The organism is Cupriavidus sp. USMAHM13 (assembly GCF_001854285.1).
Taxonomy (GTDB): Bacteria; Pseudomonadota; Gammaproteobacteria; order Burkholderiales; family Burkholderiaceae; genus Cupriavidus; species Cupriavidus malaysiensis.
The window spans coordinates 2,188,565-2,200,557 of sequence record NZ_CP017751.1 but is presented as its reverse complement, the minus strand read 5'-3'; the positions used below and the strand labels follow the sequence as shown (position 1 = coordinate 2,200,557).

At 71.7% G+C, this 11,993-nt stretch carries 10 protein-coding genes; 6 read left to right on the top strand and 4 right to left on the bottom strand.

Annotated features, from left to right (window positions below; translation table 11 throughout):
* The first annotated feature begins 12 nt into the window (after positions 1–12).
* The 3 genes from BKK81_RS09720 to BKK81_RS09705 all read left to right on the top strand — a co-directional run bounded on the left by BKK81_RS09720 (position 13) and on the right by BKK81_RS09705 (position 6,137).
* Positions 13–1,878: a pseudouridine synthase gene (locus tag BKK81_RS09720; RefSeq protein WP_071012439.1), complete on the top strand. Its 1,866-nt coding sequence runs from the start codon at positions 13–15 to the stop codon at positions 1,876–1,878.
* Positions 1,879–2,054: 176 nt separating this feature from the next.
* Positions 2,055–4,625 carry a DNA polymerase II gene (locus tag BKK81_RS34170; RefSeq protein ID WP_156811191.1) on the top strand — a complete coding sequence of 857 codons (2,571 nt, stop codon included), beginning with the start codon at positions 2,055–2,057 and terminating at the stop codon, positions 4,623–4,625.
* A gap of 291 nt (positions 4,626–4,916) precedes the next feature.
* Positions 4,917–6,137 carry an MFS transporter gene (locus tag BKK81_RS09705; protein ID WP_071012437.1) on the top strand — a complete coding sequence of 407 codons (1,221 nt, stop codon included), beginning with the start codon at positions 4,917–4,919 and terminating at the stop codon, positions 6,135–6,137.
* Positions 6,138–6,175: 38 nt separating this feature from the next.
* Here the strand turns inward: BKK81_RS09705 and BKK81_RS09700 are convergent, their stop codons facing one another.
* The gene (locus BKK81_RS09700) at positions 6,176–6,628 is read right to left on the bottom strand and encodes a winged helix-turn-helix transcriptional regulator (RefSeq protein ID WP_071012434.1); all 453 of its coding nucleotides are present in this window, start codon (positions 6,626–6,628) and stop codon (positions 6,176–6,178) included.
* A gap of 220 nt (positions 6,629–6,848) precedes the next feature.
* Between BKK81_RS09700 and BKK81_RS36750 the strand changes: the two genes are divergently transcribed.
* Positions 6,849–6,980 (top strand): hypothetical protein, encoded by a 132-nt coding sequence (locus BKK81_RS36750; protein ID WP_257786937.1) that lies wholly within the window; start codon positions 6,849–6,851, stop codon positions 6,978–6,980.
* 51 nt (positions 6,981–7,031) lie between these two features.
* Here BKK81_RS36750 and BKK81_RS09695 read toward each other — a convergent pair whose 3' ends face one another.
* Positions 7,032–7,649 carry a class I SAM-dependent methyltransferase gene (locus tag BKK81_RS09695; protein WP_071012432.1) on the bottom strand — a complete coding sequence of 206 codons (618 nt, stop codon included), beginning with the start codon at positions 7,647–7,649 and terminating at the stop codon, positions 7,032–7,034.
* Positions 7,650–8,012: 363 nt separating this feature from the next.
* Between BKK81_RS09695 and BKK81_RS09690 the strand changes: the two genes are divergently transcribed.
* Positions 8,013–9,893: an ABC transporter ATP-binding protein gene (locus tag BKK81_RS09690; protein WP_071012431.1), complete on the top strand. Its 1,881-nt coding sequence runs from the start codon at positions 8,013–8,015 to the stop codon at positions 9,891–9,893.
* Positions 9,894–9,919: 26 nt separating this feature from the next.
* Here BKK81_RS09690 and BKK81_RS09685 read toward each other — a convergent pair whose 3' ends face one another.
* Both BKK81_RS09685 and BKK81_RS09680 read right to left on the bottom strand, forming a co-directional pair.
* Complete coding sequence (locus tag BKK81_RS09685) at positions 9,920–10,564, bottom strand: VC0807 family protein (protein WP_071012429.1); 645 nt, start codon at positions 10,562–10,564, stop codon at positions 9,920–9,922.
* A gap of 148 nt (positions 10,565–10,712) precedes the next feature.
* On the bottom strand, positions 10,713–10,994 hold the full coding sequence (locus BKK81_RS09680) for a hypothetical protein (protein ID WP_071012428.1): 282 nt from the start codon (positions 10,992–10,994) through the stop codon (positions 10,713–10,715).
* Positions 10,995–11,184: 190 nt separating this feature from the next.
* On the opposite strand from BKK81_RS09680, the gene BKK81_RS09675 reads away from it, so the two are divergent.
* Positions 11,185–11,955 (top strand): 2OG-Fe(II) oxygenase, encoded by a 771-nt coding sequence (locus BKK81_RS09675; RefSeq protein WP_083384030.1) that lies wholly within the window; start codon positions 11,185–11,187, stop codon positions 11,953–11,955.
* Positions 11,956–11,993: the final 38 nt, after the last annotated feature.

Below are 11,993 nucleotides of genomic sequence, written 5' to 3'. Positions count from 1 at the left end.
AGCACCGACTCCATGACCGATGACCAATCGCCCAAGCGCAAGACGCTGGGCCTGAAACCCACCCGCACCGACAGTGCCCAGGCCGCGCCCCGCAAGGCCGGCGCCACCCGTCCCGTGCGTATCTCGGACCTGAACCGCCAGCGCGTGCGCGACGTGGCCGAGGGCATCAAGCGCGCCCGCGCCGCCCAGGATGCGGCCAAGCCGCGCAAGCCCGCCGATGCCGCGGCCAAGGCCGGCGGCGAGCGGCCCCGCCGCTTCGACGATGCGCAACCGAGGCGCGAGGGCGATGCACGCCCGCGCCGCTTCAGCGATGACCCCGCGCGCGGCCGCGCCGGCGGCGACGGACGCCGCTTCGGCGATGGCGAGCGCCAGGCGCGGCCACGGCGCTTCGGCGACGACGATGCCGGTGCCCGCCCGCAGGGCGAATGGCGCCGCCCGGCCCCGGGCGCCCGCCGTGGCGACGATAGCCGCGACGCGCGCGGTGCCGGCGATGCGCGCGGCCCGCGCCCGCGCCGCTTCGGCGACGACGACGGCAGCGCCCGCCCGCAGGGCGAGTGGCGCCGCCCGGCCCCGGGTGCCCGCCGTGGCGACGACAACCGCGACCCGCGCGGTGCCGGCGATGCACGCGGCCCGCGGCCGCGCCGCTTCGGCGACGACGACGGCAACGCCCGCCCGCAGGGTGAGTGGCGCCGCCCGGCCCCGGGCGCTCGCCGTGGCGACGACAACCGCGACACGCGCGGTGCCGGCGATGCACGCGGCCCCCGCCCGCGCCGCTTCGGCGATGACGACGGCAACGCCCGCCCGCAGGGCGAATGGCGCCGCCCGGCCCCGGGTGCCCGTCGTGGCGATGACAATCGCGACGCACGCGGTGCGGGCGATGCGCGCGGACCGCGGCCGCGCCGCTTCGACGACGATGGCAGCGCACGACCGCAGGGTGAGTGGCGCCGCCCGGCTCCGGGTGCCCGACGCGCCGGCGATGCGCCAGCGCGTCCGCGCGATGCTGCCGGCGACGTGCGCGCCCGCCGCTTCAGCGACACCGCCGACCGCACCAAGCCCGCGCGCGCGCTGCCGGCCGAGCGGCAGGAAGCGCCCGAACCCGCTGCCGCGGACGGGCTGGTGCGCCTGTCCAAGCGCATGTCGGAGCTGGGATTGTGCTCGCGCCGCGAGGCCGACGAGTGGATCCCGCGCGGCTGGGTGCTGGTCGACGGCGAAGCCATCACCGAACTGGGCTCCCGCGTGCGCCCCGACGCCGAGATCGAGATCCTGCAGGCCGCCCGCTCCGAGCAGGGCGAGCGCGTGACGGTACTGCTGCACAAGCCGGTCGGTTATGTGTCCGGCCAGGCCGAGGACGGCTACGAGCCGGCGGCCGTGCTGTTCGCCGAAGAGAACCACTGGCAGGACGATCCGACCCGCAAGCGCTTCGCCCCGTGGCAGCGCAAGAACCTGGCGCCCGCCGGACGCCTCGACATCGACTCGACCGGCCTGCTGGTCCTGACCCAGGACGGCCGCGTCGCGCGCCAACTGATCGGCGAGGACTCCACCATCGAGAAGGAGTACCTGGTGCGGGTGGTCTGGCATGGGCCGCAGGGTCGCGTCGAGCGCAACGTGGCCGATGTCTTTCCGGCCGAAAGCCTCGACAAGCTGCGCCACGGCCTCTCGCTCGACGGCGTCGAGCTCAAGCCCGCCAAGGTCAGCTGGCAGAACGAAGAGCAGCTGCGCTTCGTGCTGCGCGAAGGCCGCAAGCGCCAGATCCGCCGCATGTGCGAGCAGGTCGGCCTCGAAGTGGTGGGCCTGAAGCGCGTGCGCATGGGCCGCATCGTGCTGGGCGACCTGCCGGTCGGCCAGTGGCGCTTCCTCGGTCCGTTCGAGAAGTTCTGAGGCTGCCGCCCGCCCTCCGCCGCGCGACCGTCGCGGCGCGCGCCGGGGCACCACGGGCTCCTGACACCGTGCTGTCAGGAGCCCGCAGCACCGGGCCCGTCCCGCCACATTGCAGGGCGGCGCACCGGGCCGGCAGGCGCTAGAATCCGCACTGGATCCGCTTTCCCCTCTGCGTCTTGCTTTCCCCACAACCGGGCTTCATTCTCACGCGGCACTGGCATGACACGCCGGCCGGCACGGCGGTCGAGTTCTGGCTGGCCACCGACGCGGGCCCGCGCCAGGTCAGGCTGCCGCCGCAGCCCTCGGTCGCCTTCATTCCCGCCGAGCAGGCCGAGCACGCCGCCGCCTTGCTGCGCGGCGAGCCGCAGGCCGAACTGCGCCCGCTGCCGCTGCGCGACTTCCGCCGCCGTCCGGTGCACGGGCTCTATTGCCCGCAGCACAACCAGCTGATGCGGCTGGAGAGGCTGCTGCGGGAGCACGGGGTCGACGTCTACGAAGCGGATATCCGTCCGCCCGAGCGCTACCTGATGGAGCGCTTCATCACCGCGCCGGTCTGGTTCAGCGGCAGCCATAGCGACAGCCGTAGCGACGCCGACGGCGGCGCCCTGCTGCGCGACGCGGTGCTCAAGCCGGCCCCCGACTACCGCCCCCGCCTGCGCTGCGTATCGCTCGATATCGAGACCAGCATGGATGGCGAGCTGTACTCGATCGCCCTGCACGGCTGCGGCCAGCGCCAGGTCTTCATGCTCGGCGAGCCGCCCGCGGCTGACGCGGCCGCCGATGCGGCGCCCGCCGCCGGGCGGGACGACGTGGCCGATGGCGGTGAGCGAGGCGGGCAAGGCGAGTGCGGCTTCGACCTGGCCTACTGCCCCGACCGCGCCGCCATGCTGACGCGGCTCAACCAGTGGTTCGCGCGCCACGACCCCGATGCCATCCTCGGCTGGAACCTGATCCAGTTCGACCTGCGCGTGCTGCATGCCCAGGCCGAGCGCCACCGCGTGCCACTGCGCCTCGGCCGCGACGGCAGCACGCTGGAATGGCGCGAGCACCGCCTCGGCAACGGGCACCTGTTCGCCAGCGCGGCCGGCCGCCTGCTGATCGACGGCATCGAGGCGCTGCGCTCGGCCACCTGGAACTTCGCCTCGTTCAGCCTGGAGTTCGTCGCGCAGGCGCTGCTCGGCGAGGGCAAGGCGATCGACACGCCCTACGATCGCATGGATGCCATCGACCGCATGTTCGCCGAGGACAAGCCGGCGCTGGCCCGCTACAACCTGAAGGACTGCGAGCTGGTCACGCGCATCTTCGACAAGACGGAGCTGCTGACCTTCCTGCTCGAGCGCGCCACCATGACCGGCCTCGCGGCGGACCGCAGCGGGGGCTCGGTGGCGGCCTTCACCCACCTCTACCTGCCGCGCATGCACCGGCTCGGCTACGTCGCCCCCAACCTCGGCGAACTGCCCGCCGCGGCCAGCCCCGGCGGCTTCGTCATGGATTCGCGCCCCGGCCTGTATGACTCGGTGCTGGTGCTCGACTACAAGAGCCTGTACCCCTCCATCATCCGTACCTTCCTGATCGATCCGGTGGGCCTGGTCGAGGGCATGCACGAAGCCGGCGCGGCCGGGGACGGCGGGAACAGTGTGAACGACGAGGGCGACGAGGGCGACGAGCCTGGCGCTGCGGCGGCAGCGCATGGTACCGGCGGACCATCGGGTACGGGCGGGCCCGGGCCGGCAACGACCGTCCCCGGCTTCCTCGGCGCGCGCTTCTCGCGCGACAGGCATTGCCTGCCCGCCATCGTCGCCCACATCTGGCAGGGGCGCGAGGCGGCCAAGCGCGAGCGCAACCAGCCCCTGTCGCAGGCGCTGAAGATCATCATGAACTCGTTCTACGGCGTGCTCGGCTCCACCGGCTGCCGCTTCTTCGATCCGCGCCTGGCTTCCTCCATCACCATGCGCGGCCACGAGATCATGCGGCAGACGCGGGCCCTGGTGGAGGCACAAGGCTACGCCGTGATCTACGGGGATACGGATTCCACCTTCGTCTGGCTCAAGCGCGAGCACGGCGAAGAAGAAGCGGCGCGCATCGGCCATGCGCTGGTGGCCCACGTCAATCAATGGTGGCGCGAGCACCTGGCGCAGGCCTTCGGGCTCGAGAGCGCCCTCGAGCTGCAGTTCGAGATCCATTACCGGCGCTTCCTGATGCCGACCGTGCGCGGCGCCGAGCTGGGCAGCAAGAAGCGTTACGCTGGCCTGGTGCAGCGCGCCGACGGCAGCGAGGAGCTCGTGTTCAAAGGCCTGGAGACCGTGCGCACCGACTGGTCGCCACTGGCACAGGCCTTCCAGCAGGAGCTCTACCGGCGCATCTTCCGCCGCGAGCCTTACCGCGACTACGTGCGCGACTACGTGCGGCGCACGCTGGCCGGCGAGTTCGACGACCAGCTCGTCTACCGCAAGCGGCTGCGCCGCCAGCTCGACGACTACCAGCGCAACGTGCCGCCGCACGTGCGCGCCGCCCGCCTCGCCGACGAGCACCACCGCCGCCTGGGGCGGCCGCCGCAGTACCAGGGCGGCGGCTGGATCAGCTATGTGATGACCCTGGCCGGCCCCGAGCCGCTCGAACTGCGCCGTGCCGCCATCGATTACGAGCACTACCTGACGCGGCAGCTGCAGCCGGTGGCGGACGCCATCCTGCCGTTCGCCGGAGACAGCTTCGACAAGGTGGTCAGCCGCCAGCTCACGCTGTTCTGAGCGCTGGCCTGCACCTCCAGGGCCGCCTTCCCCGGCCTGGAAGCTGCGCTAAGGCAATGGCGAAGCACTAGAGCCGCCCAGCGCAGCCAAGGGCGCGTAGAATGGCGGATTACTTGACTGAACAACGAATCGAGCCACCCCTCCCCGTGGCCCCGCCAATCCCTGCGCCCGCGAACCGGGCGCGGCGCTGCGGGCCGGAATCCCCCATCGTGACGATGACTTGCCCTGCCTACCGTGGCCGGCGCCGCGACCCTGCGTCCGCCGGCACCACCTGCCGCACCGGAGACCGCCGTGGCCGCTGACCGTGCGCACGATCCGCGCGCCGCGCGCGGCATCGCCCTGCTGACCTTCGCCTTCTCGCTCAGCCAGTTCTACCGTAGCTGCCTGGCGGTGATGGCGCCCGAGCTGCAGCACGACTTCGGCCTGTCGCCGGCCGGCTTCGGCACGCTGTCCTCCTGCTTCTTCCTGGCCTTCGCCGCGGCGCAGATCCCCATCGGCATCGCCTTCGACCGCTATGGCGTCGGCCGGCCGACCGCCGGCCTGCTGGCCGTGGGCGCCGTGTCCGCGGTGCTGTTCGCGGCCGCGCCGAATGGCGGCACCGCCATGCTCGCGCAGGCGGGCCTGGGCCTGGCCTGCGCGCCGGTGTTCATGGGGCTGCTGCATTTCGCTTCCGAGCAGTTGCCGGAAACGCAGTACACCAAGGTCGTCAGCCGCTCCAATGCCACCGGCATGATCGGCGCGCTATGCGCGACCGCGCCGCTCGGCTGGGCGGCGGAGCTGTTCGGCTGGCGCGCGGCCATGTCCTGCGCCGCGCTGGGCATGGTGACCGCCTGTATCGGCGTCTGGCGCTTCGTCCACGATGAAGGGCACGCCGAGGCGCGCCATGCGCCGCTGGGCGAGATGCTGCTGCACAGCGTGCGCCTGCTGGCCCTGCGCCCGCTGTGGGCCCTGATCCCGATGTGCGTGGCGATGGCGGCAGGCACGACCTTCCGCAATGCCTGGGGCGGGCCCTACCTCGCCGATGTGTTCGAGCTGAACGCAGGCCACCGCGGCATGGCCCTGACGCTGGTCAGCCTCGGCGGCTTCCTGACCGCCTTCGTGCTGCCGGTGCTGGTGTGGCGCAGTTCGCTCAAGACCACCATCGCCGGCTGGTCCTGCCTGTCGCTGGCGGGCGCGGCGCTGCTGACGCTGTGGCCGGCGCACGGCGTGGCGACAGGAGTCGGCCTGATGGCCCTGCTGTCCACCATCGGCATGCTGCATCCGCTGGTGATGGCGCAAGGCCGGGGCCTGATCCCGCCCGCCGCGCGCGGGCGCGGGCTCGGCCTGCTCAATACCTTCGTCTTTCTCGGCTCCGCGGTAGCGTCCTGGACCTTCGGCCTGATCGCCGATTTCGGCCACCACGACAACTGGCCGGTGGCCAGGATCTACTCGTCGATCTTCCTGTGCGCCGGCATCCTGGTCGCGCTGGCCCTGCTGGTCTACCTGCGCAGCCCGCTGGCGCGCCGGAGCTGAAAGCGGCGGGCCGGATGGCCCCGGAACGCCCGGCCGCGTCAGGCCGGCACGTCTTTCACCACCACGGTATCGTCCGGCCCGAGCAGGCGCCCGTCCTGCGCGCGCAATTCCAGGTGCCGTACCGGCTGCGCGTGCTCGCGGTCGAGCAGGCGCACCGCGGGCCGGTCCACGCCGAAGCAATAGTCCTCGCCCCACTGGCGCAGCGCCACCAGCACCGGGAACAGGCCGCGCCCCTTCTCGGTCAGCTGGTACTCGTGATAGGAGCTGCCATCGGATGCCGGCGCGGTGGCCAGGATGCCGTGCTCCACCAGGTTGCGCAGGCGCGCCGACAGGATGTTGCGGGCCAGTCCCAGGCTGCGCTGGAACTCGCCGAAACGGCGCAGGCCCTCGAAGGCGTCGCGGATGATCAGCAGCGACCACCAGTCGCCGATCGCATCCAGCGGCCGCGCCACCGGGCAGCCTGCTTCCTTGTGGCTGGTCCGTTTGACCATCGTTGCTCTTGCCTCCCTCTCACTCGTCGTCGTTGCAGCAGCGCCTGGCTGCCGCGGCGCCATTAGTTGCATTTTAAAACTGACAAAGCGGTGCGGGCAACGTGCCCATCCGTTCCGGCCCGTTTTCCGTTCGAGATCGGGAAAGAACGCCTTCGGCGATGCGGAATACCGGACCACGGGCAGCCGGCTGCACTCCGTAGTACCATCGTCGGCACCCCGCATGCATCGCTGCGAGCCGGCACCGGCACCCCCATGCGCCTGCCCCCCACGTGCCGCGACCCAGGAGATCGCCAAGGACCGCAAAGCCGGCGCCGATGCCATCGTGCTGTTGCTGCACGGCCTGCCCGGCTGAGCTGCGCGGAGATCGGCCCCGCACCACGCCGATGGCTAGCCGCGCGCGGGACTAGATGGCGCCGGCAGGCTGCGGCGAGAACGCCAGCACGCTCCACCGCACGCTGTCGTGGAACAGGCTCGCGCGCGCGCCGCGATGGCGCAGCGCCAGGCCGTTGGCCGCCGCCAGCGCGACCGTCTCGTCGGCGTCGACCTGGAACATGCGGCGCCCCGCCGGCACCGGTCCGTGCCGCAGTGTCAGCACCAGCAGCCCGCCGGGCGCCAGCAGCGCCGACACCGCCGCCATCGCCTGCGGGCGCTCGGCGCCGTCGAGATGCATCCACACGGCGATGCACAGGATCAGGTCGAAACGCGTGCCGCCGGCGCGCACCTGCGCGAGCGCCGGCAGATGGTCGTCGACCCACTCGATCGGCTGCGCGCCATGGCGGCGCCGGCCTTCCTCGCGCAGGCCGGCGGTCGGCTCGACCGCCACCACGCGATGCCCGCGCCCGGCCAGCGCGGCGGCGTCGCGTCCGGAACCGGCACCGATGTCCAGGACCCGGCAAGGGCGATCGGGAAAGAGCGGCAGCACCTCGCGATGCACCGCTTCGAACGCGACGCTCTCGAAACGCTGCGCGAGCGCCTCGGACTCGTCTTGGTAGCCGGCGGTACCGGCGATCATGGCGGACATGGCGGCCTGGAAGGAAGGGACAGGGGCGGCCAGTGTAGCGCCCCGCGGCCGTGTCCATGCACCAGCTTGCAGCGCGCCGGGCACGGCGGTAGAATCGTTTCACTAGACGCGCGCATGGTCGCGCGTCTTGCGTTCCGACCCACACTTCACTCACCCAGGGAGGCGTCCGATGGCAGACATCATGTGCAGCGCCTTTCCAGGCGTGACCCCGCGGCGCCACTAGGCCGCCGGCCACGCGGCGCCGCCCGCCGGCACCGCTCCGCTCCAGACCGCCCTTCCCTCGCCGCCCCAGCGGCATGCCGGGCCGTCTCCGTTCCATCCTAGTCCGACGATCCAGGCGCCGCGCGTGCCTGGCTACCACAAATGGCTCGCAAGAAATTCGACCTGCGGGGACAGGCCTTCCAGGACGTCCTGCGCTTCACCTTCCGCCATTGGGCCCGCCAGCCCTGGCGCATCCTGCTGATCGCGCTGCTGGCGCTGCTGTCGGCCTGCGCCGACGTGCTGACCCCGCTCTACGCCGGGCGCCTGATCGACGCGCTGGCCGCCGGCACCGGCACCGCCCGGCCGGCAGCGCTGGGCGCCTTCACGCTGCTGGTGTCGCTCGGCGTGGCCGGCACGCTGCTGCGCCAGGCGGTGTTCCAGAACATCATCGTGCTGACGCTGCGCATGATGAGCCAGATCGCCGCCAATGCCTTCCAGCGCGTGCAGCGCTTCTCCACCGACTGGCATGCCAACAGCTTCGCGGGTTCCACCGTGCGCAAGATCACGCGCGGCATGTGGGCGCTCGATCTGCTCAACGACACCCTGCTGATCGCCCTGCTGCCCTCGCTCACCATGCTGGTCGGCGCCACGGTGCTGCTCGGCATCCGCTGGCCGATGATGGGCGCGGTGGTCGGGCTGGGCTCCGTGCTCTATATCGCTGTCACGGTCGCGCTGTCGCTCGGCTTCGTCGCGCCGGCGGCGCGCCTCGGCAATGCCTGGGACACCCGCATGGGCGGCGCCCTGGCCGATGCGGTCGGCTGCAACGCGGTGGTCAAGGCCTTCGGCGCCGAAACGCGCGAAGAAGCCAGGCTGGCGCGCGTGATCGCCAAATGGCGCCAGCGCACGCGCCGCACCTGGGTGCGCGGCACCATCAACGGCGGCGTGCAGGGCACCATGCTGGTGGCCATGCAGGCCGCCATCCTCGGCGCCGCATTGTGGCTGTGGGCACGCGGGCAGGCCAGCGTGGGCGACATCACCTTCGCCCTGACCATGTTCTTCATGCTGCAGGGCTACCTGCGCGACGTCGGCATGCATATCCGCAACCTGCAGCGCTCCGTCAACGACATGGAAGAACTGGTCGCGCTGGAAGCGCAGCCGCTCGGCGTGGAAGACCGCCGCGGCGCCGGCCCCATCCGCATCCGCGACGGCGAGATCCGCTTCGAGCAGGTGACCTTCCGCTACGGCGCGCTGGAGAAGCCGCTCTACGCCGGGCTCTCGGTGCGCATCGCCCCGGGTGAACGGATCGGCCTGGTGGGCCACTCCGGCTCGGGCAAGACCACCTTCGTCAAGCTGATCCAGCGGCTCTACGACATCGACGGCGGGCGCATCACCATCGATGGCCAGGACATCGCGCTGGTCGAGCAGGCCTCGCTGCGCGCGCAGATCGCCATCGTGCAGCAGGAGCCGGTGCTGTTCCACCGCACGCTGGCGGAGAACATCGCCTACGCCCGCCCCGGTGCCAGCCGCGCCGAGATCGAGCGCGCGGCGCGCCTGGCCAACGCGCACGAGTTCATCCAGGCCCTGCCCAAGGGGTATGACACACTGGTGGGCGAGCGCGGCGTCAAGCTGTCCGGCGGCGAGCGCCAGCGCGTGGCTCTGGCACGCGCCTTTCTCGCCGACGCGCCCGTGCTGATCCTGGACGAGGCCACTTCCAGCCTGGACAGCGAAAGCGAGGTGCTGATCCAGCAGGCCATGGAACGGCTGATGGTGGGCCGCACCACGCTGGTGGTGGCGCACCGGCTGTCGACGGTGCGCGCGCTGGACCGTCTGCTGGTGATGGACAAGGGCCGCATCGCCGAGGAAGGCAGCCATGACGAGCTGATCCGGCGCGAGCACGGCCTCTATCGGCGCCTGTTCGAGCGCCAGGCGCTGGAGCTGAACGCGGGGCTCGCACAGCCGGCAGCGGTGCCGCTCGGCGCAACGCCTCCCTGGCGCCAGCGCGACAGCATCGCACAAGCCGAGCCGGCCGTCGGCCTGCCCTGAAGCCGGCCGCCGGACGCGGCACGCCGTCAGCGAATCGACGGCGTGCCGGCGGCCACGACGATCTCGCCGCGCCGCCGCATGCGTTCGCGGCACCACAAGGTCCAGGCGATCAGCCCGCCGTACAGCGCGTAGCCGATCAACGGCGACAGCACCAGGTAGCGTTCGATGGGCCAATGCCAGGCCAGCCAGGCACGCAGCAGGTTCTCGCCGGTCAGGCCGAGGCCCCACACCAGGGTGATCTGTCTCAGGGCCACCCGCAGGCTGGCGCGCTCCTGCCACAGCGATTCGAAACGCACGTGGCCATCCGCGCTCTCGCGCGCGAACGTGGCCCGCGCCAGATAGAAGACAAGCGTACGCCGGCAGCCCAGCGACAGCAGGAAGACGATGCCGACCACGCCCGAGACCAGCGATTCGCGCAGCAGCAGCAGGCGCGGGCTGCCGCCCAGCATCATCGCTGCCAGCGACAGGCCGATGCCGAGCAGTACCACCGCGCTGACGGCATCGACGCGGCGCGTGCGCGCGAACTCCATGGCGCTCCAGGCCACCGGCGGCACGGCCGATGCGTACAGGGCCCCCGCCATGCCCCAATGCGGCAAGGCGAGCCGGTAGGCGAGCCAGGGGAGCAAGAGATTGGCCCCCAGCTCGGCGGCCGGGCCTGCGCGCAGCTTCATCATGGTTCCGGTCGTGGGCGTCACGCGGAGCGGGAGTTGCTAGCAGTATAGGTGGCCGGCAATTGCCGGCCAGCGCACTCGGCGCGCCAGCTCACATCACGCCGGGGCCCGGGCCCGCGTCCGGGCCGCTGTATCCGGGTAGCCGCGATCAGGCCGCGGCGTCGCCGAGCCCGCGCTGGATCACTTCGGTCAGCAGGCCGGTCATCCCTTCGACATGGTCCGCCGCCAGGGCATTCAGGCGGACCACCAGGTCCTTGTCCAGCTTGCAGGCGAACGGCACCAGGCCCTTGGCCTGGTCCAGCTTACGCTGCTCGCGGCGATCGACCGGGGCGTCCGCGGTCTTGCCGAAGCGGTCGGCCGTCGCCTGCTTCATCTTGTTGGTGAGCTTGAGTGCCTTGTTCTTCTCAAGATCGGTCTTTTTCATTGCCATGCGGACTACCTCTGCGGGAAACGGAAACCCCGCATTGTACGCATCGCGCCGGCGCGTGGCGGGAGCGGCTGTACAGTCAGCGCAGTCAGCCACGGCGAGCAGCCGGCAAAATTCGACCGCAAGCGACGGAGTGCGCGCTCGGCGCATGCCCGTCTAGCATGGAAGCCGGAACATCGAACAGGAGACCAGGATGCCTGCCTGGCAGTCCACGCCGGCCACCGCCGTGCCTCAAGCCGCACCCGCCGACACCGCGGCCGCCGCCCTCGCCCGCCTGCAGGCGTTCGACTGGCAACAGGTGGGCGTCGAGCTCGACCTGCACGGCCATGCCGTCCTGCCCGCCGTGCTGGCGCCCCCGGCATGCCGCGCCCTGGCCGCGCTGTACGCGCAGGAAGGGCCCTTCCGCAGCCGCGTGGTGATGGCCCGCCACGGCTTCGGACGCGGCGAATACCAGTACTTCGCCTCCCCCTTGCCCGCCCCGCTCGCCGCCCTGCGCAGCGCGCTCTACGCCCGGCTGGCGCCGACCGCCAACCGTTGGAACGCGGCCATGGGACTGGCACCGCGCTACCCCGCCGCTCACGCGGAGTTCCTCGCCCGCTGCCATGGCGCGGGCCAGCTGCGGCCGACACCGCTGCTGCTGCGCTATGGCCCCGGCGACTACAATTGCCTGCACCAGGACCTCTATGGCGAGCATGTTTTTCCGCTGCAGGTCGCCATCCTGTTGTCGGCACCTGACACGGACTTCACCGGTGGTGAGTTCGTGCTGACGGAGCAGCGCCCGCGCATGCAGTCGCGTGCCGAGGTGGTGCCGCTCACCCAAGGCGATGCCGTCGTCTTCGCCGTCAGCCAGCGCCCGGTGACAGGCGGCCGCGGCGTCTACCGCGTCAACCTGCGCCACGGCGTGAGCCGGCTGCGCTCAGGCCAGCGCTTTACCCTGGGCATCATCTTCCATGATGCTGAATAGACCGGAATTGGCTGGCCGGTGCGCGAATTCGAGCGCAA